Source organism: Actinomadura sp. NPDC048394 (assembly GCF_040651755.1).
GTDB lineage: Bacteria > Actinomycetota > Actinomycetes > Streptosporangiales > Streptosporangiaceae > Spirillospora > Spirillospora montaniterrae.
Map to the genome: position 1 here is coordinate 215,681 of NZ_JBEZJL010000001.1, position 21,599 is coordinate 237,279.

Annotated in this window: 20 protein-coding genes; 12 read left to right on the plus strand and 8 right to left on the minus strand. The window is 73.8% G+C overall.

The genetic code is table 11. The features are described 5' to 3' along the window. The first annotated feature begins 25 nt into the window (after nucleotides 1-25). Complete coding sequence (locus AB0C78_RS01100) at nucleotides 26-1,234, plus strand: MFS transporter (RefSeq protein WP_360740356.1); 1,209 nt, start codon at nucleotides 26-28, stop codon at nucleotides 1,232-1,234. A gap of 51 nt (nucleotides 1,235-1,285) precedes the next feature. Next, the gene (locus tag AB0C78_RS01105) at nucleotides 1,286-2,050 is read left to right on the plus strand and encodes an enoyl-CoA hydratase/isomerase family protein (RefSeq protein ID WP_360740359.1); all 765 of its coding nucleotides are present in this window, start codon (nucleotides 1,286-1,288) and stop codon (nucleotides 2,048-2,050) included. Between the two features lie 19 nt (nucleotides 2,051-2,069). Here AB0C78_RS01105 and AB0C78_RS01110 read toward each other — a convergent pair whose 3' ends face one another. Next, a complete protein-coding gene (locus tag AB0C78_RS01110) occupies nucleotides 2,070-2,888 on the minus strand; it encodes an SDR family oxidoreductase (RefSeq protein ID WP_360740362.1) in 819 nt (272 codons plus the stop codon). A gap of 27 nt (nucleotides 2,889-2,915) precedes the next feature. Beyond that, a complete protein-coding gene (locus AB0C78_RS01115; protein ID WP_360740364.1) occupies nucleotides 2,916-3,677 on the minus strand; it encodes an SDR family oxidoreductase in 762 nt (253 codons plus the stop codon). A 99-nt stretch (nucleotides 3,678-3,776) separates the two neighbouring features. Here AB0C78_RS01115 and AB0C78_RS01120 point away from each other — a divergent pair, with 99 nt between their 5' ends. From AB0C78_RS01120 to AB0C78_RS01140, 5 genes are all read left to right on the plus strand, one after another. Next, nucleotides 3,777-4,619: an SDR family NAD(P)-dependent oxidoreductase gene (locus AB0C78_RS01120; protein WP_360740366.1), complete on the plus strand. Its 843-nt coding sequence runs from the start codon at nucleotides 3,777-3,779 to the stop codon at nucleotides 4,617-4,619. After that, nucleotides 4,619-5,104: a nitroreductase family deazaflavin-dependent oxidoreductase gene (locus AB0C78_RS01125; RefSeq protein ID WP_360740369.1), complete on the plus strand. Its 486-nt coding sequence runs from the start codon at nucleotides 4,619-4,621 to the stop codon at nucleotides 5,102-5,104. The genes AB0C78_RS01120 and AB0C78_RS01125 overlap by 1 nt, the downstream gene beginning before the upstream one ends. Nucleotides 5,105-5,212: 108 nt before the next feature. Further along, nucleotides 5,213-5,749 carry a PadR family transcriptional regulator gene (locus AB0C78_RS01130; protein ID WP_360740371.1) on the plus strand — a complete coding sequence of 179 codons (537 nt, stop codon included), beginning with the start codon at nucleotides 5,213-5,215 and terminating at the stop codon, nucleotides 5,747-5,749. After that, entirely contained in the window at nucleotides 5,746-6,486 is a 741-nt protein-coding gene (locus tag AB0C78_RS01135) for an ABC transporter ATP-binding protein (RefSeq protein WP_360740373.1), read from the plus strand. Before AB0C78_RS01130 ends, AB0C78_RS01135 begins: the two co-directional genes overlap by 4 nt. A 5-nt stretch (nucleotides 6,487-6,491) precedes the next feature. After that, complete coding sequence (locus AB0C78_RS01140) at nucleotides 6,492-8,279, plus strand: FtsX-like permease family protein (RefSeq protein ID WP_360740375.1); 1,788 nt, start codon at nucleotides 6,492-6,494, stop codon at nucleotides 8,277-8,279. A gap of 9 nt (nucleotides 8,280-8,288) precedes the next feature. On the opposite strand, the gene AB0C78_RS01145 is transcribed toward AB0C78_RS01140, so the two are convergent. Genes AB0C78_RS01145 through AB0C78_RS01155 form a run of 3 tightly spaced genes read right to left on the minus strand, consistent with a single transcriptional unit; the run spans nucleotide 8,289 to nucleotide 11,608 of the window. Then, a complete protein-coding gene (locus AB0C78_RS01145) occupies nucleotides 8,289-9,323 on the minus strand; it encodes a phosphotransferase (protein WP_360740377.1) in 1,035 nt (344 codons plus the stop codon). Between the two features lie 4 nt (nucleotides 9,324-9,327). After that, entirely contained in the window at nucleotides 9,328-10,416 is a 1,089-nt protein-coding gene (locus AB0C78_RS01150; RefSeq protein WP_360740379.1) for a TIGR03857 family LLM class F420-dependent oxidoreductase, read from the minus strand. Nucleotide 10,417: 1 nt separating this feature from the next. Then, nucleotides 10,418-11,608, minus strand: a complete 1,191-nt coding sequence (locus AB0C78_RS01155; RefSeq protein WP_360740381.1) for a cytochrome P450 — start codon at nucleotides 11,606-11,608, stop codon at nucleotides 10,418-10,420. 154 nt (nucleotides 11,609-11,762) lie between these two features. Here AB0C78_RS01155 and AB0C78_RS01160 point away from each other — a divergent pair, with 154 nt between their 5' ends. The 3 genes from AB0C78_RS01160 to AB0C78_RS01170 all read left to right on the plus strand — a co-directional run bounded on the left by AB0C78_RS01160 (nucleotide 11,763) and on the right by AB0C78_RS01170 (nucleotide 15,179). Next, nucleotides 11,763-13,490 (plus strand): class I adenylate-forming enzyme family protein, encoded by a 1,728-nt coding sequence (locus tag AB0C78_RS01160; protein ID WP_360740383.1) that lies wholly within the window; start codon nucleotides 11,763-11,765, stop codon nucleotides 13,488-13,490. Nucleotides 13,491-13,642: 152 nt separating this feature from the next. Continuing rightward, complete coding sequence (locus AB0C78_RS01165; protein WP_360740385.1) at nucleotides 13,643-14,401, plus strand: GntR family transcriptional regulator; 759 nt, start codon at nucleotides 13,643-13,645, stop codon at nucleotides 14,399-14,401. 112 nt (nucleotides 14,402-14,513) lie between these two features. Continuing rightward, nucleotides 14,514-15,179: a hotdog domain-containing protein gene (locus AB0C78_RS01170; protein WP_360740387.1), complete on the plus strand. Its 666-nt coding sequence runs from the start codon at nucleotides 14,514-14,516 to the stop codon at nucleotides 15,177-15,179. 34 nt (nucleotides 15,180-15,213) lie between these two features. Here AB0C78_RS01170 and AB0C78_RS01175 read toward each other — a convergent pair whose 3' ends face one another. After that, nucleotides 15,214-16,617 (minus strand): alpha/beta hydrolase domain-containing protein, encoded by a 1,404-nt coding sequence (locus AB0C78_RS01175; RefSeq protein ID WP_360740389.1) that lies wholly within the window; start codon nucleotides 16,615-16,617, stop codon nucleotides 15,214-15,216. Nucleotides 16,618-16,662: 45 nt separating this feature from the next. After that, complete coding sequence (locus AB0C78_RS01180) at nucleotides 16,663-17,118, minus strand: MarR family winged helix-turn-helix transcriptional regulator (RefSeq protein WP_151543013.1); 456 nt, start codon at nucleotides 17,116-17,118, stop codon at nucleotides 16,663-16,665. A 184-nt stretch (nucleotides 17,119-17,302) separates the two neighbouring features. On the opposite strand from AB0C78_RS01180, the gene AB0C78_RS01185 reads away from it, so the two are divergent. Further along, entirely contained in the window at nucleotides 17,303-18,748 is a 1,446-nt protein-coding gene (locus AB0C78_RS01185) for an MFS transporter (protein ID WP_360740391.1), read from the plus strand. Nucleotides 18,749-18,776: 28 nt separating this feature from the next. Here AB0C78_RS01185 and ctaD read toward each other — a convergent pair whose 3' ends face one another. Further along, nucleotides 18,777-20,465: a cytochrome c oxidase subunit I gene (ctaD, locus tag AB0C78_RS01190; protein ID WP_360740393.1), complete on the minus strand. Its 1,689-nt coding sequence runs from the start codon at nucleotides 20,463-20,465 to the stop codon at nucleotides 18,777-18,779. A 223-nt stretch (nucleotides 20,466-20,688) separates the two neighbouring features. On the opposite strand from ctaD, the gene AB0C78_RS01195 reads away from it, so the two are divergent. Beyond that, nucleotides 20,689-21,549 (plus strand): LLM class F420-dependent oxidoreductase, encoded by an 861-nt coding sequence (locus AB0C78_RS01195; protein ID WP_360740395.1) that lies wholly within the window; start codon nucleotides 20,689-20,691, stop codon nucleotides 21,547-21,549. Nucleotides 21,550-21,599 lie beyond the last annotated feature (50 nt).

The following is a 21,599-nucleotide window of genomic DNA, read 5'->3' on the forward strand; positions in this document are numbered from 1 at the left end:
CCGCCCGGTCCGTAGCGTGATCGGCATGACGACGACGCAGTGCCTCGAAGCCCCCGCCCCCGCGGCGAAGCCGCCGCTCCTGACCCGCCCGCTGCTGCTGAGGTTCGTGTCGATGCTCGGCGCGGCGATCAGCTTCTACCTCCTGCTGTCGGTGGTGCCGCTCTACGCGCAGGGCACGGGTGGTGGCGGCGGCGCGGCGGGCCTGGCGACCGGCGCGCTGATGCTCGCCACCGTGTGCGGCGAGTTCGGCACCCCGTGGCTGGTCGGCCGGTACGGCTACCGGGTCGCGCTGGGCGCCGGGCTGGTGCTGCTCGGCGCGCCCGCCCTCGTGCTGACGCTGTCGTCGAGCATGGCGTGGATCGTCCTGGTCTGCCTGCTGCGCGGGCTCGGGTTCGCGCTCACGGTGGTCGCCGGGGGCGCGCTGACCGCCGCGCTGATCCCGGACGAGCGGCGCGGCGAGGGGCTGGCGCTCGTCGGCATCGTGGCGGGCGCCCCGGCGCTCGGTGCGTTGCCCCTCGGCGTCTGGTCCGTCCGGCACTTCGGGTACACGCCGGTCGCGGTCATCGCGGGCGCCGCCGCCCTCGTCGCGGTCGCGTCCGTGCCCGGGCTGCCGGACGGTGAGCGCCGGACCGGACGGGCCACCGGGCTCCTCGCCGGGCTGCGGACGCCGGCGCTGTCGCGTCCCGCGCTCGTCTTCGGCGCGTCCGCGCTGGTCGCCGGGATCATCGTGACGTTCCTGCCGCTCGCCGTGGCGTCCGCGTCCGCCGGGGTCGTCGCGGCGGCGCTGTTCCTGCAGCCGCTCGCCTCGACCGTCGCCCGCGTCGTGGCGGGCCGGATCGGCGACCGGCGCGGGCAGGCCGGGCTGGTGCCGCCCGGCGTGGTCCTGTCGGCCGCCGGCGTCCTGCTCACCGCGCTCACGCACCACGACCTCGCCGTCATCGCCGGGGTGACGGTGTTCGGCGTCGGGTTCGGGCTGCTGCAGAACGCCACGCTCGCCCTGATGTACGCGCGGGCGCCGCGGTCGGCGTACGGCACGGTCAGCGCGCTGTGGAACCTCGCCTACGACGCCGGGATGGGCGTGGGCGCGCTCGGGTTCGGGCTCGTCGCCGGGCGGACCGGCTACCCGTGGGCGTTCGTCCTCACCGCGGCGCTGCTGGCGGCGGCGCTGCCGGTGGCGCTGCGCGACCTGCGCGGCGGGTCCCGCTCAGCGGGCCCCGCCCCGGCCTCCGAGTGACGAATATTGTATCCATTACCTCCAGGCAGAGATCTCGAGGAGGGCCGGGCGATGACGGAGACGCTGCGGATCGAGGACGACGGCGCGGTGCGGACGCTGGTCTTCGCCCGCCCGGAGGCGGCCAACGCCTTCAACGAGGAGCTGTACCACGCCGCCGCGCGGGCGCTGCGCGACGCCGCGTCCGACGACGGCGTCTCGGTCGTGCTGCTGACGGGGGAGGGCCGCGCGTTCACCGCCGGGACCGACATCAAGGAGATGGCCGAGATCGCCCGCGACCACGCCGCCGGCCGCTCGGACCAGGAGATGGGCAGCGGGTTCATCGCGCTCGTCGACGCGCTCGCCGCGTTCCCGAAGCCGCTGATGGCGGCGGTGAACGGCGCCGGCGTCGGCCTCGGGATCACCATGCTGGGCCACTGCGACGTGGTCCTCGTCGCCGAGCACGCCCGGCTGATGGCGCCGTTCGCGGCGATGGGCGTCGTGCCGGAGGCGGCGGGCAGCTACCTGCTGCCCGCGCGCATGGGCCACCAGCACGCCGCGCTCGCGCTGTTCACCGGGAACTGGGTCACCGCGGAGGAGGCCGTGCGCTGCGGCCTCGCGCTGCGCGCCGTCCCGGCGGAGGCGCTGCTGGAGGAGGCGCGCGGCATCGCCCGCGAGATCGCGGCCAAGCCGCTGGCGTCGCTGGTGGCCACCAAGGAGCTGATCCTCGCGCCGCGGCGCGAGGAGGTGCGCCGCGCCCGCGAGCGCGAGGACGCCGCGTTCGCCCGCCTGCTGGGGGAGGCCGGCGCGGACGGCCGCATCGCCGCCCGGCTCGGCTGACCCGCCGGACGCGCCGGGGTCACTCCCGCGCGGGCACTCCGCGCAGCGCCGCCTCGCCGAACAGCGGCTCGAACACCGAGGAGTAATCGGGGCCCCGGCGCAGGTGGTGGCCGCCGTCCACGTTGATGACCTGCCCGGTGATCCACGAGGAGTCCGGGCTCGCGAGGAATCCGACCGCGGCGGCGATGTCCTCGGGCTCCCCGACGCGGGCGATCGGCATGCAGGCCAGGTAGTCCTCCAGCACAGGGCCGGTGTCGGCGATGCCCGCCACCAGCTCGGTGCGGGTCAGCCCGGGGCGGACGCCGTTCACCCGGATCCCCGCGCCGCCGAGCTCGTCGGCCGCCAGCTGGACGAGGTGGTCCACGGCCGCCTTCGACACCCCGTACGCGCCGAACCAGCGGTGCGTGTTCGACGAGGCGATGGACGAGATCGCGACGATCGAGCCGCCGCCCGCGCCCGCCATCGCCCGCGACGCGTGCCGGATCGTCAGCATGGTGCCGGTGGCGTTCAGCTCCATCGTCGCGCGCCAGGCGTCGAGGTCGAGGTCCCCGATCGGGCCGATGGAGCTGGACCCGCCGGCGCAGGCCACGGCCGTGCGCAGCGGCCCGCGCTCCGCCGCCACCGCGACGGCGTTCTCCACCTGCGCGTCGTCGGTGACGTCCGCGACGACGTACCGGATGCCCTTGCCGGTCTTCCCGGCCGCCTCGCGCAGCCGGTCCTCGGTGCGCCCGCAGATGGTGACGGCCGCGCCGAGGTCGGCGAGCCGGGCCGCGCAGGCGAGCCCGATGCCACTGCCGCCGCCCGTGACCAGCGCCGCCGTGCCGTCGAGATGTCCCATGTCGTCTCCTCTTCAGCGATCGGTTCTTCAGCGGTCGATCGCGGTGGTGCCGCCGTCGACCGTCAGGTGCGTGCCGGTGATGAAGGACGCCTCGTCGCTCATGAGGAACCGGACCGCCGCGGCGACCTCCTCGGGCCGGCCGAGCCGGCCGGCCGGGGCCTTGGCCTCGAAGAGCGGCCGCATCTCCGCCGGCACGTCCGTGCTGAGCATCGGGGTGTCGATGTACCCGGGGCAGACGGCGTTGACGCGGACGCCGTCCCCGGCGAGCAGGTGCGCCATCGAGCGGGTGAGGCCGAGCAGCCCCGCCTTGGACGCGCAGTAGGACGGGATGAACAGGCTCCCGACGAACGCCTCGATCGAGGCGATCCCGACGATCGCCGAGCCCTCCTGCGCGCGCAGGTCGTCCAGCAGCGCCTGGGACAGCAGCGCGTGCGCCCGCAGGTTGACGTGCTGGACCGCGTCCCAGCGGGCCTCGTCGAGGTCGCCGACCGCGGCCGGGCCGGAGATCCCGGCCGCGTGCACGAGGCCGCCGATCGGGCCGAGCGCGGCGCGGCTGCGCTCGATCGCGGCGGGGAACGCGGCGGCGTCGGTCACGTCGATGGTGACGGCGAGCGCGGCCGTCCCGGTGGCGGCGCCGATCGCCTCGGCGACGGCGGTGGGGTCGGTGCGGTCCCAGAGGGCGACGGGGCGGTCGGCCTCGGCGAGGGCGCGGGCGCAGGCGGCGCCGATGCCGGACGCCGCGCCGGTGACGACGACGGCGGTGACGGGGGAGGGGGCGGGCACGGTCATGGGCCCTCCGAATACTTGATACTTGATGCAAGTCGAGTTTGAGATTAGCGTGCTTCCGATCCCGCCGACAGGGCCGGCGGGCCGACCCCGGAGGGCGCCGTGCGGGAACTGCGCGGGAGGGCGGCGGCGGTGACCGGTGCCGGGAGCGGCATCGGGCGCGCGCTCTCCGTCCGGCTGGCGCGCGAGGGCGTGCGCCTGGCGCTCGCCGACCTCGACGGCGACGCGCTCGCGGAGACCGAACGCGCCCTCGGCCCCGGCGCGACGGTCGTCACGCAGGTCACCGACGTCGGCGACGAGCGGTCCGTGCAGGCGTTCGCCGACCGCGCGTTCGCCTCGCTCGGCGAGGTGCACCTGCTCTTCAACAACGCGGGCGTCTACATGGGCGGACGCACCTGGACGCGTCCCGCGGCCGACTTCGAATGGACGCTGCGCGTCAACCTCTGGGGCATCCTGCACGGCGTCCGCGCCTTCGTGCCCCGCATGATCGAGCAGGGCGGCGAGGGGCACATCGTCAACACGTGCTCGGTCGCCGGCCTGTTCGCCGGCCCCGGCGCCGCGCCCTACACGGTCTCCAAGTGGGCGGCGTTCGCGGCGACGCTCAGCCTCGCCCAGGAACTCGCCCTGGAGAACTCGCCGCTGCGCGTCTCCGCCCTGTGCCCCGGCGGCGTCCGGACGCGCATCCACGAGTCCGAGCGGGGCCGTCCCGCCGGCCTGGCGACCGAGCCGGGCGAGGACTCCGCGTTCATGGGCGAGATGATCGCCCAGACCGTCGCGGGGGGCATACCCGTGGAGAAGGTGGTGGAGGACGTGCTGAGCGCCGTCCGCGAGGAGCGCTTCCTCGTCCTCACCCATCCCGAGTACCGGCCGGGCCTCGCCGAGCAGGCCGAGGCGCTCGCCGCCGGGCGCCTGCCGGGCATGCCCGACTTCGAGATGAGGGAATGATGTCGCCGAAGACCAGCGCCGCGCCCAAGGGCATGGACTCGCCGATCATGCCGAAGATCCTCAAGGTCATGGCGCGGCTCAACATCGCCGCCTACCGCGCGACCGGCGGCCGGGTCGGCGGGACGTGGCGGCTCGGCAGCGCCTTCCGCAAGGGCGTGCCGATCTGCCTGCTCACCACCAAGGGGCGCAAGACCGGCCGCCCCCGCACGCAGCCGCTGCTCTACATGCCGGACGGCGACCGCGTCGTCATCGTCGCGTCCCAGGGCGGCCTGCCCAAGCACCCCCTCTGGTACCTGAACCTGCTCGCGGACCCGCGGGTGACCATCCAGGTGAAGCGGGACGTCCGCCGCATGCGCGCCCGCACCGCCTCGTCCGAGGAGCGCGCCGAGCTCTGGCCTCGGCTGGTCTCCGTCTACGCCGACTTCGACAAGTACCAGTCCTGGACGGACCGCGAGATCCCCGTCGTCATCTGCGACCCCGCCTAGCGGGCCTCCCCGTCTTCCCCCGGCCGCCGGGCCCGCCACCCGGCGGCTTCGGCTTGACGCCCCTGATGGCTAACCGCTATTCATTTGGCTAGCCGTTAGGGGTGATGAATGCAGGACGCGGTGCTGGCGATGCTCGCGAAGGAACCGTCGCACGGTTACCTCCTGCGCGAGCGGCTCCGGAAGGCCCTCGGGCCGCTCGGGGAGTCGATGAACGCCGGACAGGTCTACGTGACCCTCGCCCGGCTGGAGAAGCAGGGCCTGGTCGCGTCCGAACGCGCCGACGGCCTGCCCGACCGGCCGGACCGCAAGGTGTACGCGCTGACGCCGGCCGGGCAGCAGCGGGTCGCCGCCTGGCTGGGCGAGGTGAGCTGGCCGAAGCCGAACCTGGCGGAGTTCCACCTCAAGCTCGCCGCCGCGGCCGCGGGCCGGCTCGCCGATCCGGTCGAGCTCGTGGACGCGCAGCGCCGCGAGCTGCTGCGGCGGCTCGGCGAGGCGCAGCGCGCGCTGCTCGCGGAGCCCGCCGGCTCCACCGCGGGCCTGCTGCTGGAGGGCGTCGCGCTGCGGCTGCAGGCCGACCTGCGCTGGCTGGAGGCCTGCGAGCGGGTCTGGTCGAAGATCGCCGAGGACGAATCCGAGGACGCATGAACGAGTTCGGCGCGGTGCTGCAGGCCCGCGGGCTGTGCAAGGAGCACGGCCAGGGGCAGGGGCTGGTCCGGGCGGTCGACGAGGTCGACCTGGACGTCCCCGCGGGGCAGATGCTGGCGGTGACGGGGCCGAGCGGCTGCGGGAAGTCCACGCTGCTGCATCTCCTCGGCGGGCTGGAGCGGCCCAGCCGCGGGGAGGTGTGGCTGGCCGGCAAGCGCATCGACGCCCTGAGCGAGCGGGCGCTGGCCCGGCTCCGGCGGCGGTCCGTCGGTTTCGTCTTCCAGGCGTTCCACCTCGTGGAGGAGCTGTCGGCGAGGGAGAACGTGGAGCTGCCCGTGCTGCTGGCCGGGCGTTCGCCGCGCGCGGCCAAGCGGCGCGCGGCCCTGCTGCTGGAGCGGGTCGGGCTCGCCGACCGCGCCCGGCACCTGCCGTGGGAGCTGTCGGGCGGGCAGCGGCAGCGGGTGGCGATCGCCCGCGCGATGGCCAACGAGCCGCTGGTCCTGCTGGCCGACGAGCCGACCGGGAACCTCGACACCGCGGCGACGCTCGACGTGCTGCGGCTCTTCGAGGAGCTGCGCGCCGCCGGGCAGACCCTCGTCATCGTCACGCACGACGAGCGCGTCGCGGCCACCGCGGACCGGGTCGTGTCGATGCGCGACGGGACGTTCGTCGACGACACCCGGCTGGCCGGCCACGCCACCGGGGGGCTCGGCGACATGTTCGGGCTGGAGGACTGAGCCGCGTGGGCCGCCTCCTGCTGGTGCTCCGCCTCGTCGTGGCCGACGTGCGCCGCCATCCCGCCCAGGCCGCGATGATGCTCGCCTCGATCACCGCCGCCACCGCCGCGCTGGCCCTGGGCATCTCGCTGAACGGGGCGACCGACACGCTCTACCGCCAGACCCGCGCGGCCACGGCCGGACCGGACGTTGTGGCGCTTTCCCCAGGCGCCGACCGGGCCGCGACTGCGGCGCTGACACCGCTGGCACAGGCGTCCGAAGTCACCGCCCATAGCGGGCCGTACCGCCAGTACTACACGACGCTGACGGCGCACGGCCACACGTCGCGCGCGGTTGCGCAGGGCGCCGCGGCGACGCCGGGTCCGGTCGATCGTCCGCTGGTCACGTCGGGCACCTGGGTGCGTCCCGGCGGCGTGGTGGTCGAACGCGGCTTCGCGTCCGCCATGGGCATCCGGGTCGGCGACCGCGTCACCTTCGCGGGCCGCTCGCGTCCCGTCGCCGGGATCGCCGTGACCACCGCGCACACCATCTACCCGTGGGCGCAGATGATCGGCCCGGGCGGCGGTCCGGACGACTACAGCGGCCTGGTCTGGGTGAGCGAGGCCGACACCGGGGCGCTCGCGGCCGCCGATCTCCCGGCGACCTCCCTGCTCTACCTGAAACTGCGGGACGCCGACGCCGCCGAGGAGTTCGTGAACTCCCGCCGCGCCTTCAGCGACGAACAGCCGGCGAACTTCTTCACCTGGCGGTTCATGGCCACGCAGGACGCGCACATCCTCCGCGAGAGCCAGCCGGTCCTGGTCATCGGCAGCTGGCTGCTCGCCCTGCTGGCCGTCGGCGGCGTGGCCACGCTGGCGGCGGGACGCGCCACCAAGCAGACCCGGCGGGTCGGGCTGCTCAAGGCCGTCGGCGCCACGCCCGGCCTCATCGCCGCCGTCCTGCTCGGCGAGTACCTGGCGCTGGCGCTGCTCGGCGACGCGCTGGGGCTGGCGATCGCGCGGCTGGCCGCGCCCGGCCTCGCCAACCCGACCGCGAGCCTGCTGTCCACCGCCGCGGGCCCGACCGGCGACACCGTCGCCGCAACGACGCTCCTCGCGCTGGCCGTGGCGGTCCTCACCACCCTCGGCCCGACGCGGCGCGCGCTGCGCACCGAGACCGTCTCGGCGCTGGCCGACACCGCCCGCCGGCCCGGGCACCGGCCCTGGCTGAACGGCCTGTCGGCGCTGCTGCCGACCCCGCTGCTGCTCGCGCTCCGCCTGATCGCCCGCCGGCCGGGCCGCGCCGTCCTGCACGCGTGGAGCATCGCCGTCATGGTGATCGGCGCAACGGCCCTGCTCATGGCCCGCGTCCAGACCGACTTCGACTACGGCCTGGGCTCCTCCCACCTGGGCAACGTGCAGAGCGAGCAGGGCCACGACGTGCTGCTCGCCGTCACCGTCGCGCTGGCCGCGCTCGCCGCGGTGAACATCGTCACGATCACCTGGACGACCGCGCTGGAGGCCCGGCCCGTCATGGCGATCGCGCGGACGCTCGGCGCGACCCCCGGGCAGGTCACGGCCGGGCTGTCCGCCGCGCAGCTCCTGCCGACGCTGCCAGGCGCCGCCCTCGGCGTCCCCTTCGGAGTGGTCCTGGTGGAGATGTTCTCCCCACCGAACGTCGCCGTTCCTTCCATTTGGTCGCTGTTCATCCCGGCGCTCGCCGCTCCCTTGGCGACGGCGGCGCTTACCGCCGTGCCCGCGCGCCTCGCCGCCCGCCGGTCCGTCGCCCGGACCCTCAGCGTCGAAACGGGATGAGCGCCGCCGTCAGATCAGGCCGAGCGAGCCCAGGTCGCGGACGGCGGCGCAGGAACGGGTCGTCATCGCCAGGAACATGCGGTCGCCGCGTTCGGTGCGCGTCCCGTACGCGCAGCCCAGGACGGTGATCAGCGGGCCCTGGAGGGCGGCGAACCGGTAGTCCTCGAAGCACTCGTCCAGGTCGTAGCCGTCCACGCCGTACCCGGTCAGGGCCGCGTGGTAGGTGGCGACGAGCGACCGTTCGCGCGCGGCGCGGTCGGCGGGGTCCAGGCTGGTGCCGAGGAAGAACGCGAGGTCGCGGACGGGGTGGCCGAGGCTGAGCGTCTGCCAGTCCACCGCCGTCGCGCCGCGTTCCGGGGCGGGCGGGAAGAGGAGGTTGTCGAGCCGGTAGTCGCCGTGGACGAGGCCGAGGCGCCCGGGACGCGCCGTCATCCACGCGGCGATGGCGCCGGCGGTGTCGCGGAGCGTGCGGACGTCCCGGTCGTCGAGCTCCCCGGCGAAGCGGTCCACGAACGTCTCGACGGCGGGCGCGTACACCTCGCCGAGCGTGGCCGCGTCGTCCTCACCGACCGTGCTCAGCCAGGGCAGGTCGGCCAGCGTCGGGTCGCACCAGCGCGGGCCGTGCAGGCCCGCGAGGTTCGTGACGGCGTCGGCGGCCTGCTCCGGCGTGCATCCGGCGATCTGGTCGCCCTGCGCCGCCGGGTGCAGGTCGTCGAGCAGCAGGACGAACGCGGTCCCGTCCTCGGACTGGGCGCTGTAGTGGCAGCGCGGCGTCCGCACCGCGACGGTCGGGGCGATGTCCCGGTAGAAGGACACCTCGGCGCGGTACGCGGGCGCGAGGAACGCGCGGGACGCCACGTCCTCGGCGGCCAGCTTCGCGACGAGGCGGCGCGGCACGCCTTCGGCGCCGTCCAGCCGGAGGCGGTAGCACGCGCCGATCTGCCCGGAGCCGACCTTCTCCCAGGCGACGGCGGTCACGGGTGCCTCGAAGATCTCGCTGAGAGTGGCCGGGGTGAGCCCGGACGGGCCGTCGATGACGGTCACCGGGTCAGCTCCGTCCGGGGTTGCGCTCCGCGCCGCTCGCGAAGCCCTCGGGCCTGACGTCCCGGTAGGCCGCCACGACCGGTTCGACCTCGGACGGCGTGACCCCGTGCAGGATCACCCCGTCGGCGCCCGCGTCGAACTGGTCGAGGACGCGCCGCGCGCACACGGCGGCCGAGCCGGTCGCCGACGCGGCGAGCCACTCGTCCGGGATGAGCGTCGCGACGTGCTCGAGCTGTTCGACGGTGCCGATCGCGTCGAACGCGCCGGGGAAGCCGCTGACGAGGTCGTCCGCGCGGAACCGGGCGAGCGGCGCCGGGTCCCAGCCGTTCACGCGGACGAGCAGGTCGCCGTAGCCCTGCAGGTACGTGGCGAACCGGCCGACGAGCTTGCGCAGCCGCTGCTCCTCGTCGAGGTGGTCGCCGACCGTCGCGAGGACCGACCAGACCCGGACGTCCGCCGGGTCGCGTCCGGCCTTCTCGGCGCCCCGCCGCACCGCCTGTACCGACCGGCTCAGCGTCTCGTCGGTGAAGAAGGTGTGCAGGACGACGCCGTCCGCGACCGAGCCGGCGAACTCCAGGGTCTTCTCGCCCATCGCGGTGAGCAGGATCGGGATGTTCTCGTCGAACGAAGCGTCCTGGTTCAGGTACGGGAAGTCGCCGGCCGGCCCGTGGTGGTCGATGACGGCCTCGCCGCGCCACAGCCGGCGCATGATGCCGATGAAGTCCTCGAGCTGCGCGGACGTGACGCGCGGCAGGCCCATCACGTCGAACAGCATGTCGAAGCCGCGGCCGAGGCCGAGCGCGAAGCGCCCGCCGGTGAGGCGGTGCATCGTCGCCGCGAACGTCGCGGTGACGAGCGGGTGCCGGGTGTTGTGGTTGGTGGCGGCGGTGGCGATGCCGAGCCGCTCGCTCACCGCGCCCGCCGCGCCCGACAGGGTCGCGGCGTCCTTGGTGGCGAAGCGCTCGGACAGGAACACCGAGCCGAGGCCGAGCCGCTCGCCGTCGCGCACCTGGCCGAGCAGGTCGCGGGGCGAGGACGAGTGCCCGGCCAGCCCGTAGAAGCCCAGTTCCGGCAGGTCGCCGGTGGCCGGCATGTCAGGCCCCCAGCGGCGCGGACGGCGTGAACCTGACCTTGAACGACTCGTAGCCGGAGACGAAGTTGGCGGACCGGTGGGCCGGTTCGACGTCCTCGATCGGCTCGATGTCGGGCAGCCGGGCCATGAGCCGCTCGAACATCACCTTCAGCTCCAGCCGGGCGAGGCTGTTGCCGAGGCAGAAGTGCGGGCCGTTGCCGAACGCGATGTGGTCGTTGGGGGTGCGCTCCACGTCGAAGCGGAACGGGTCGTCGAACACGTCCTCGTCCCGGTTCGCCGACGGGTACAGCAGCAGCACCTTGTCGCCCTCGCGGATCGTCCGGCCGCCGAGCTCGACGTCGCGGGTCGCGGTGCGGTTCATGTTCTTGATGGGGGAGACCCAGCGCAGCATCTCCTCGACCGCCGTCGGGATCTTGCCGGGGTCGTCGATGAGCTTCTGCCGCTGGTCGGGGTGCAGGCACAGCTGGTACATGCCGCCGGAGATGACGTGCCGGGTGGTCTCGTCGCCGCCGATGAGGATGAGCAGCGACTCCTGCAGCAGCGAGTCGTGGTCGAGGTGGTCGCCGTCGATCTCGGCGTGCACCAGGATGCTGAGCAGGTCGTCGCCGGGCTCGGCGCGGCACCGCTCGACGGCCCGGGTGGCGTACTCGTTGAAGCCGTTGAAGGCCTCGCCGGCCTTGACCATCAGCTCCAGGTCGTCGCCGCCGGTCAGGGCGCGGAGCATGTCGTCGGACCAGGCCAGCAGCGTCTGCCGGTCCTCGGGAGCGAAGCCGAGCGCGTCGCCGATGACGATCAGCGGCAGCTGGGCGGCGATGTCGTGCACGAAGTCGCACTCGCCCTGCTCGCAGACGCCGTCGAGGATCTCGTCGCAGATCCGCCGCAGGTAGTCCTCCTGGGCGGCGACGCGGCGCGGGGTGAAGCCGGCGCTGACCAGCTTGCGGCGCATCTTGTGCTCGGGGTCGTCCATGTCGATCATCATCGGCATCGCGGCGTTGTCGGGCCGGATGCCGTGCGCGCTGGAGAACGCCTCGGGGTTCCGGGACACCGCCTTGACGTCGGCGTGCTTGGAGATCCCCCAGACGCCGCCGTTCTCGTCCCGGTACACCGGCTCGTTCTCGCGGATCCAGCGCAGTTCGGGGTGCGGGTCGCGGCCCCAGAACTCGCCGCTGACCAGGTTGATCGACTCGTGCATCGTGCTCCTCCAGCGGTGGCGGGAGGCCGGCGGCCCGGCCCGGCGTGTGCGGTTCGCGCCCGACGGATCGAATGAGACTGCCGTCTCATCTTTTCGTAGACTTGATGTTATATACAAGGGGTGAGCCGACCCGGCGGCCCGACGGGAGCGATCCATGCCCACCCCCCTGACCCTGGCGTGGCACGGCGACGAGCTGCTCGACGGCGGGATGCGCGAGCTGCTGTGCGGGCCCGGCGCGATGTTCGAGTGCCGCGTCGAGGACGTGCTCGGCGTCCCGGCCGAGGTGTTCGCGCAGCGGGCCCCGCACGTCCCGGCCATGCTCGCGGGCGCCGCGTTGAACACTCCCGACCAGACCTACCTGGCGTTCGCGGACGCGCCGGACCGTGCCGTGACCTTCGCCGAGGCGCACCGGCTCGCCGCCGCCTACGCCCATGTGCTGTCCGTCCGCTACGGGATCGGGAAGGGCGACCGGGTGGCGGTGGCGGCGCCGAACGGCCTGGAGCACATCCTGCTGTGGTGGGGGACGCTGTCGCTCGGCGCGATCATGGTCGGGCTGAACGGCTGGTGGACGCCGGGCGAGCTCGACCACGGCATCGGCCTGACCGGGCCGTCCGTGCTGTTCGGCGCGGGCAAGCCGCTCGTGCGCCTGGCGGAGACCCGCGCCGCCGCCGAGGGCGTCCCGGTCGTCTCGCTGGACGAGCTGCACGACGCCGCCCTTGCGCTGGAGGATCCGCCGGCCGCGCCGCCCCGCGCCGGGATCCACGAGGACGACCCCGCGGCGATCATGTTCACCAGCGGGACGACCGGGCGCCCGAAGGGCGCCACCCTGTCGCACCGCAACTTCGTGCACTTCGGGCTGTTCGGCGGGCTCGGCGGCGCCGTCGCCGCGCTCACCGGCCCGCCCGGGCGGCGGCAGGTGCCGGACGGCGTGCAGCGCGCGTCGGTGTTCGCCAACCCGCTGTTCCACGTCTCCGGCGCCTGCCTCGCGCTGGCGAACGCGCCGCTCTTCGCGCTCAAGCTGGTACTGCCGCCGCCGGGGCGCTGGGACGCGGAGGCCGCGCTGAAGCTGACCCACGACCACGGGCTGACGCAGTGGACCGGCGTCCCGACCCACTTCTGGCAGATGCTCACCCATCCGCGGTTCGCCGAGTACGACACCTCGCGGGTCGTCACGATCGGCAGCGGCGGCGCCACGTTCGCGCCGGAGCTGCTGCGGCTGTTCGAGGAGAAGCTGCCGGGCGTCGGCATCACCAACGGCTACGGGATGACCGAGACGACCGGGACCGGCACGTTCCTCAACGGCCGGGAGATGGACGGGCATCCCGCCTCGGTCGGCGCCGCCGCCCCCACCATCCGCGTGCAGGTCCGCGACGAGGACGGAAACCCGCTGCCCGAGGGCGAGGTCGGGCGCGTCCACATCAGCGGTGCCGGGGTGTTCCTCGGCTACTGGGGCGACGAGAAGGCGACGGCGGAGGCGCTCACCCCGGACCGCTGGTACCGCTCCAGCGACTTCGGCCGGATCGAGGACGGCGTCCTCTACCTGGAGAGCCGGATGCGCGACCTCATCATCAGGGGCGGCGAGAACGTCTACCCGATCGAGATCGAGTACCGGCTCGTCGAGCATCCGGGAGTCGCCGACGCCTGCGTCATCGGCGTCCCGCACACCGTCCTCGGCCAGGAGGTCAAGGCGGTCGTGGTGCCGCGCGACGGCGCGTCGCTCACCGAGGGGGAGGTACGCGACTGGGTGGCCGCGGCCCTCGCGCCCTTCAAGGTGCCCGCCCACGTGGAGTTCCGCGACGCGCTGCCCTACAACGAGACCGGCAAGGTCATCAAGCGGCTCCTGGAGGACCCGCCGGCCGCCGGGCACGGGCATGCGATCTGATAACGGCTACAATATATTCTTCGCGCGCCGGACCCGGGGGCGCACCGCCCCGGCGGACGCGCCGGACCCGCGGGCCGCCGGACGCGGGGAGTGCGCGCTGCTAGCTTTGCGTTGCGTGCCGGGCGGTGTCGGACCGCCCACCGGACCTAGGGGTGAGAGCGATCCCGCGGAGCCAGGAACCCGAGCTGCGGGCCGCCGGCATGGCGGACGGGGCCGACGCGCTGCCGGGGCAGAACCTGTCCCGGCTGACCAGCGGCGAGCAGGTCCGGCTCTACCTGCGCCGGCTGATCTTCGACGGCGTGCTGCGGCAGGGGCAGCGGGTCCCGCAGGACGCGGTGGCCCGCGCGCTCGGGGTGTCGCGGATCCCCGTCCGCGAGGCGCTGATCGCGCTGGAGCGGGAGGGCTGGATCACGATCCTCGCCCACCGCGGCGCGTTCGTGAACGCGCTCGACGAGCCGTCCGTCCGCGACCACTACGAGCTGTACGGGCTGTTCTACGGCTTCGGGGCCCGGCGGGCGGTGGAGCGGCAGGGCGCCGAACTGGGCGAGCGGCTGGCGCCGCTGCAGAAGGAGATCGCCGCGGCGGGCGACGCCGAGGCGCTGCAGGAGCTGACGGCGCGCTTCCACGGCTCGGTCGTGGAGGCGGCGCAGTCGCCGCGGCTGCGCAACATGCTGAAGCAGATGACCGGCATCGTGCCCGGCAACGTCTTCGAACTGGTGCCCGGGGTGCCGGCCGCGGAGAAGCGCGGCACCGCCGCGATCGTCCGCGCGATGAAGAAGGCCGACGCGCAGGCCGCGGAGCGGGAGTACGTCACCATGCTGCGCGGCCAGGGCGACCTGGTCGTCAAGCTGTTCCGCGGCCGGGGCATGTTCGAGCGGCCGGACGCGGAGGCGGAGCCCGCCTCGCCCTGAGCCCGCCTCGCCCTGAGAACGTCCCGGCGCCTCCGCCGGGAGGACCCTGCCCGGGATCGGGCACGGCCCGGCCGCCCGCCCGGCGGCGTGAGCGACGACCGTAGAGGTGCATGTGACGAACACGTCCGAACCCCCGCATCCCGCGCTGGCGGGCCGCGAAGAGGAGTCCGCGGCGCTGACGGACGCCATCCGGCGGCTCATCGCGGTCGCCACGGCGACGACGGCGCCCCCGGACGCGACGCTGGCGGCGGCGCGCGAGCTGGAGTCCGTCGCGGACGCCCTGGAGCGGCACGTCCCCGACCCGCCGCTGCCCAAGACCATGCTGCACCTCTCGGACGACGGCCGCGCCGACCTCGCCGGGCGCATGGCCTACGACTTCGTCATCGGCCGGCACAACCCGATGGCGCTCCCGCTGGAGGTGGCGTTCGAGCCGCCGAAGGCGCTGCTGCGCGGCACGTTCACGCGCCCGTACGAGGGGCCGCCCGGCTGCGTGCACGGCGCGGTCCTCGCGGGCGCGTTCGACATCCTGTGCGCGGCGGCGAACTTCGTCGCCGGGGTCGCGGGCCCGACGGCCCGGCTGGAGATCGTCTACCGCAGGCCGACCCTGCTCGGCGAGCCGTGCGTGTTCGAGGGCGAGGTCGAGGCCCGCGACGGCAAGCGGGTGCGGACGGTCGGGCGGCTCCTGCAGCGCGGCCGGGTGACGGTCGAGGCGACGGGCGACTTCGTCCACCTCGACCGCGAGGACATCGCCCGCATGGCCGCCCAGATGATGGAGTGAGCGGGCGGCGCGGCCGGGCCCGGCGGCGCCGCCGTCAGGACGGGAAGGACGCGGCGGCGACGCCGACGATCTCGTCCAGGTCGGCGGCGAGCAGGAACCCGGCCGCGACGGCCCGCTCGGCCGCCGCCCGGAACGCGGGCACGTAGTCGTCCGCGCCGCGCGGGTACAGCCGCCGCAGCGTCGCCGCGTCGAACGGGCGCGTCGAGCCGAACAGCAGCGCGGCGCCCGGCGCCGCCTCCTGGCCGAGCCCGGAGAGCACCGCGACCGGGACGTCCACCCACGGCGTCCGCACCCCGCCGGCCGCGATGCCGTGCCCGTCGAGCCGCAGCCGTACCGGTTCCCCCGGCTCCAGGTCGAGACGGTCTGCGGAGGCCGGGGGAGCGCCCGTGCGCACCCAGCGGTCCAGCGCGGCGACCGCGGCCTGCGCGACGTAGTGCTGCTGCGGGCCGGAGTTGATCGGCAGCGGGAACTCGGCGCCGAGCGGAGAGGAGCGCGGCGCCAGCATCGCCGCCAGTTCGTCCGGGCGGCGCCGCCCGGAGTCGCGGAACGCGGCGTCGATCGTGTAGGTGTCGGCGTGCGCGGCTCCCGCGACCTCCCACAGGCGGAACCGCTCGCCGTCCGGCTGCCGTGACCCCGCCGACCGGAGCAGCCCCGCCACGTCCGTCTCGCTCTGCACCGTGATGACGGGGGCGTCGCCGTCGGTGCGGATCCGGACGCGTCCCGCCCGCGACTCCCAGCGCGCCCCGTCCAGCAGCGCCGGGCCGCCCGGGCGGCCGTGGATCAGGTAGCCGTCATAGGCCGCCGCGACGGGCGCGACCGCGTTGACGAACGTGACGAGGTACGCGGCCGACTGCGACTGGCCCGCGGCGAGCACACGGGACGCGCGGAGCGGGCCGAGGACGCCGCCCTCCTCCCGGGCGAGCCGTCCCACCTGCGCGAAGATGTCGAACGAGAACGCGTTGCCCGGATGGTCGAGGGACGCGTACCGCTCCGGATCGGTCTTCTTCAGCGGCGGAAGCGTGATGGAGGAGAAGTCGCCCTCCGTCTCGGTCAGCCGCGCGAACAGCGACTCGCCGTCGATCGAGTCCCGCTGCGCCGAGACGCCGATCCACGCCGCGCCGTCCCGGATCAGCTGCCGGTGCGTGTTCAGCCAGAAGGCCGGGGCGTCCGCGCCGGACGAGACGTTGAGCCATTCGACGACGACCGTCCCGCCGAACGCCGCGGGATCGGCCGGCCGGTACACCACCAGCCGCGTCGTGAAGGGCGCGCGGCGGCCCGGGCGGACGGTCCACGCGCCGTCGTCGCCGGTCGCGCCGGCGGCCTCGTACGCGGCGGCCTCGCCGGACGCGAAGAACTCCGCCGCCGTGTAGCCGGACCTGCCGAGGTCGAAGAACGTGGAGATGAGGGACGGGGGGCCGTCCACGAGACGGACGTCCATGGCTGCGCTGTCCTTTCTCGCCCTGCGCGGGGGCGGCGGGGGTGTTCAGGGGCGCGGCCAGGGGCGGCCGCTCAGCCGCTCGATGTCGGTGTTGAACCGCTTGAGGCAGTCGGCGAAGGTCCGCACGTCCTCCGCCGGCCAGCCGGCCATGATCTTGTCCAGGCTCGCGACGATCCGGCCGCGCTCCTCCTCGAGCCGGCGCTCGCCCTCGGCGGTGATGCGGAACTTGCGGGCGATGCCGCCCTCGGGATCGGGGATGCGCTCGGCCAGCCCGGAGCGCAGCATGGCGGAGGTCTGCCGGTTCAGGGTGGACTGGTCCAGGCCGAACGCCTCGCTCAGCTGGCGGATCGACATCGGCCCCTCGACCCGGATGCGGCTGAGCAGGATGTAGGCGCTGCGCTCCAGGTGCCCGGCCGCGCGGGCGGAGCCGCCCGCGAACTCCAGGCTGTGCCGCCCGAGCAGCATGGTCTCGTACTCGACCCGGTCCGTCGGTTTGTCCATGGTGCCTCCGATCCGTGCCCCCGGGATCGGCCGTCCGGGTGCGGTGTCCTGCTTATCACAGCGGATATGCGCCATACACATTTTGTGTATCGAGCACATCGTATGTATCGTGCATACGGCTCGCTCCCTGAAGAGCCGACCTCGCTCCCCGAAGAGCACCCCGTTCCCTGAAGAGGAGACCCACGTGGACGACTCCGGGCCCGCCGTCCGCCCGAACGGCATCGTCGCGGTGCTCGCCGTCGCGGGCATCGTCGCCGCGTTCATGCAGACGCTGGTGGTGCCGCTGATCGCCGACCTGCCGAGGCTGCTGCACACCACGGCCTCCAACGCGACCTGGGTGATCACCGGCACGCTGCTGGCGTCCGCGGTCGCCATGCCGATGATCGGCCGGCTCGGCGACCTGTACGGCAAGCGCCGGCTGATGCTGGCCTGCATGGTGCCGCTGATCGCCGGCTCGGTGGTCTGCGCGCTGTCGGGCTCGCTCTGGCCGATGATCATCGGCCGCGGGATGCAGGGCCTCGGCATGGGCATGATCCCGCTCGGCATCAGCGCGCTGCGCGACCTGCTGCCGCCCGAGCGGCTCGGCTCGTCCATCGCGCTGATGAGCTCCTCGATGGGCATCGGCGGCGCCTTCGGGCTGCCGATCGCCGCGGTCGTCGCCGAGAACACCAACTGGCGCGTGCTGTTCTGGGGGGCGGCCGCGCTGAGCGTGCTCGTCGCCGTGCTGATCTGGCTGCTGGTGCCCGCCGTGCCCGCGCAGGCCAAGGGCCGCTTCGACGCCCCCGGCGCGGTCGGGCTCGGCGCCGGCCTCGTCTGCCTGCTGCTGGCCGTCTCGAAGGGCGCCGACTGGGGCTGGACGAGCGGCACCACCATCGGCCTGTTCGCCGCCGCCGTCGTCGTCCTGCTCGCCTGGGGCTGGTGGGAGCTGCGCACCCGCGACCCGCTCGTCGACCTGCGCGTCACCGCCCGGCCGCAGGTGCTGCTCACCAACGCCGCGTCGGTCGTGGTCGGCTTCTCCATGTACGCCCAGTCGCTGATCGCGCCGCAGCTCCTGCAACTGCCCGAGCAGACCGGGTACGGCCTCGGCCAGTCGATGGTGGCCGCCGGGCTGTGGATGGTGCCCTCCGGCCTGGTGATGATGGCGGTGTCCCCGCTCGGCGCGCGGCTGTCCGCCGCCCGCGGCCCCAAGGTCACGCTGATCTGCGGGGCGCTGGTGGTCGCGGCCGGGTACGGGTCGTCGCAGGTCCTGCTGGGGCACGCCTGGGGCCTGATGCTCTTCACCGCGATCTGCGGCGGCGGCGTCGGCCTCGCCTACGGCGCGATGCCCGCCCTCATCATGAGCGCGGTGCCGCAGTCGGAGACCGGCTCGGCCAACAGCTTCAACACGCTGATGCGCTCCATCGGCACGTCGGTGTCCGCCGCCGTCGTCGGGGCCGTGCTGTCGCAGATGACGGTCAGCCTCGGCGGGCACGCGCTGCCCTCGGAGAACGGGTTCCGCACCGGCCTCGCGATCGGCTGCGGCGTCGCGGTCCTCGCCGCGCTGATCGCCATGACGATCCCGGGCCGCCGCGCGGCCGCCGCCGCCCGGGAGGCCGCGCACGCCGAGCCGTCCACCGAACCGGTGGCCTGACCGGCCGGAGCCGGGCAACGGGCACCCGTCAGGAGCGGCCGGGAGGCGGAGGCGTGGCGATCTCCGCCTCCTCCGGCGGCTCCAGCGGCGGATAGTGCAGGTCGAACGCCGGGCGCATCGAGCGGATCCGCGGCATCGCCACGAAGTTGTGCCGGGGCGGCGGGCACGACGTCGCCCACTCCAGCGAATTGCCGTAGCCCCACGGGTCGTCCACGCCGACGGGCTCGCCGCGCCGGTGCGTCCGGTAGATGTTCCACAGGAACGCGAACGTGGACGCGCCGAGGACGAAGGCGCCGATCGACGAGACGAGGTTCAGCGTCGCGAACTCGTCCGAGTAGTCGGCGATGCGGCGCGGCATGCCCTCGGCCCCGAGCCAGTGCTGGACGAGGAACGTGGTGTGGAATCCGGCGAACAGCGACCAGAAATGGATCTTCCCCCAGGTCTCGTTCAGCTTCTTGCCGGTCATCTTCGGCCACCAGAAGTAGAACCCGCCGAACATCGCGAACACCACGGTCCCGAACAGCACGTAATGCATGTGGGCGACGACGAAGAACGAGTCGGTGAGGTGGAAGTCCATGGCGGGCGACGCCAGGATCACCCCGGTGAGGCCGCCGAACAGGAACGTCACGAGGAACCCGATCGCCCACAGCATCGGCGTCTCCAGCGAGATCTCGCCCTTCCACATCGTGCCGACCCAGTTGAAGAACTTGATGCCGGTCGGCACCGCGATCATGAACGAGGTGATCGAGAAGAACGGCAGCAGGACCTGGCCGGTGGCGAACATGTGGTGCGCCCAGACCGTCATCGACAGCCCGGTGATGCTGATGGTCGCGGCGACCATGCCGAGGTACCCGAAGATGGGCTTGCGCGCGAACACCGGGATGATCTCGGTGACGATGCCGAAGAACGGCAGCGCCACGATGTAGACCTCCGGATGCCCGAAGAACCAGAACAGGTGCTGCCACAGCAGTGCGCCGCCGTTCGCGCCGTCGTAGACGTGCGCGCCGAGCTTGCGGTCGGCCTCCAGCGCGAACAGCGCGGCGGCGAGCACCGGGAACGCGATGATGACCATCAGGCTGGTCAGCAGCACGTTCCACGTGAAGATCGGCATCCGGAACATCAGCATGCCGGGGGCCCGCATCGTGACGATCGTGGTGATCAGGTTGACGCCGGTCAGCGTCGTCCCGACGCCCGACAGGATCAGCCCCATCACCCACATGTCCTTGCCGAGGCCGGGGGAGAAGGTCGACGAGGTCAGCGGCGAGTAGGCGAACCAGCCGTAGTCGGCGGCGCCGTTCGGCATGATGAAGCCGAACAGCACGATGACCGAGCCGAACAGGAACATGTAGTAGGTCAGCGCGTTCAGCCGCGGGAACGCCACGTCCGGCGCGCCGATCTGCAGCGGCATGATGACGTTGGCGAAGCCGAGGAACAGCGGCGTCGCGAACAGCAGCAGCATGATCGTGCCGTGCATCGTGAAGAGCTCGTTGTACTGCAGCTCGTCCATCACCTGCAGGCCCGGCCGCAGCAGCTCCGCCCGCATCAGCATGGCCATCAGCCCGGCGATCAGGAACAGCGTGAACGACGTCGACAGGTACAGGTAGCCGACCGTCTTGTGGTCGGTCGTCGCCAGGACGTCGCCGATCCGCTTCCCGAGGCCGTGCCGCCGCAGCGCCTCCTCGGCGCTGGTGTCGGCCACCTCCTCGACCGCCGTCATCCGGGCCCCCTCCCGCTGCCGTGCCTACACCGGGCACTAGCCGGAGAAAGCCCACGTCAAACGCCGCCCCCAGCCTGATCATCGTCATGGCGGGGTGCGCGCGGCGGGGGACGGTCACCGTCCGGCGCGTCCCCGATACGCTCTCCTGGACGACCAAGGACGACCGGCCGGACGCCGGGCGGCCCCCCGCCCGGCCGTGCGGCACGACCGGGAAGGAGGCGCCGTGGAGCTGTCCGGTGTCGGTGTGTGGAGCCAGCAACTGCGCTACGGGGACGCCGCCGAGGCGGCGGAGGCCGCCGCGGAACTGGAGGAACTCGGGTACCGCGCGATGTGGGTCCCCGACATCGGAGGGCCGGTGTTCGACGCGGTCGGCAACCTCCTCGCGGCGACCCGCAGCGCGGTCGTCGCGACCGGCATCCTGAACCTGTGGATGCACGCGCCCGAGGACGCCGCCGCGTCGTTCGCGTCGCTGTCCGCCGAGCACGGCGACCGCTTCCTGATGGGCATCGGGGTGAGCCACGCCCCGCTCGTGGACGCCGCGGAGCCCGGCCGCTACCGCAGGCCGCTCGCGGCGATGTCCGCCTTCCTCGACGGCCTCGACGCGGCCGACCGGCCCGTGCCCCGCGACAGCCGGGTGCTCGCCGCGCTCGGCCCCCGGATGCTGGAGACGGCGGCGAAGCGGGCCCGCGGCGCCCACCCCTACCTCGTCCCGCCGGAGCACACCCGGATCGCCCGCGAGGCCGTCGGGGAGGGGCCGCTCGTCCTTCCGGAGCAGACGGTGATCCTCTGCTCGACGCGGGACGAGGCGCGCACCATCGGGGCCGACTGGCTGCGCTCCTACCTCGGCCTGCCGAACTACGCGGGCAACCTGCTGCGGCTCGGGCTCACGCAGGAGGACGTCGACACCGTGAGCGACCGGCTGTTCGACGCCCTGATCGCCTGGGGCGACGAGGAGGCGATCCGGCGCCGGGTGGACGAGCACCGCGCCGCCGGCGCCGACCACGTCTGCGTGCAGGTCCTCACGGCGGACGGCAACGCGTTCCCCCGCGAGGAGTGGCGGCGCCTGGCCCCGGCCCTGACCTAGCCCGCTCCGGAGCGCCCTTGGTGGCGGGCGGGCGGGGTGTCAGGCTGGGG

Bases quoted from the DNA above. Each gene is read 5' to 3' on its own strand.
- AB0C78_RS01100 (WP_360740356.1), top strand. From the start codon at position 26: ATGACGACGACGCAGTGCCTCGAAGCCCCCGCCCCCGCGGCGAAGCCG.
- AB0C78_RS01105 (WP_360740359.1), top strand. From the start codon at position 1,286: ATGACGGAGACGCTGCGGATCGAGGACGACGGCGCGGTGCGGACGCTG.
- AB0C78_RS01110 (WP_360740362.1), bottom strand. From the start codon at position 2,888: ATGGGACATCTCGACGGCACGGCGGCGCTGGTCACGGGCGGCGGCAGT.
- AB0C78_RS01115 (WP_360740364.1), bottom strand. From the start codon at position 3,677: ATGACCGTGCCCGCCCCCTCCCCCGTCACCGCCGTCGTCGTCACCGGC.
- AB0C78_RS01125 (WP_360740369.1), top strand. From the start codon at position 4,619: ATGTCGCCGAAGACCAGCGCCGCGCCCAAGGGCATGGACTCGCCGATC.
- AB0C78_RS01130 (WP_360740371.1), top strand. From the start codon at position 5,213: ATGCAGGACGCGGTGCTGGCGATGCTCGCGAAGGAACCGTCGCACGGT.
- AB0C78_RS01135 (WP_360740373.1), top strand. From the start codon at position 5,746: ATGAACGAGTTCGGCGCGGTGCTGCAGGCCCGCGGGCTGTGCAAGGAG.
- AB0C78_RS01150 (WP_360740379.1), bottom strand. From the start codon at position 10,416: ATGCCGGCCACCGGCGACCTGCCGGAACTGGGCTTCTACGGGCTGGCC.
- AB0C78_RS01155 (WP_360740381.1), bottom strand. From the start codon at position 11,608: ATGCACGAGTCGATCAACCTGGTCAGCGGCGAGTTCTGGGGCCGCGAC.
- AB0C78_RS01160 (WP_360740383.1), top strand. From the start codon at position 11,763: ATGCCCACCCCCCTGACCCTGGCGTGGCACGGCGACGAGCTGCTCGAC.
- AB0C78_RS01175 (WP_360740389.1), bottom strand. From the start codon at position 16,617: ATGGACGTCCGTCTCGTGGACGGCCCCCCGTCCCTCATCTCCACGTTC.
- AB0C78_RS01180 (WP_151543013.1), bottom strand. From the start codon at position 17,118: ATGGACAAACCGACGGACCGGGTCGAGTACGAGACCATGCTGCTCGGG.
- ctaD (WP_360740393.1), bottom strand. From the start codon at position 20,465: ATGACGGCGGTCGAGGAGGTGGCCGACACCAGCGCCGAGGAGGCGCTG.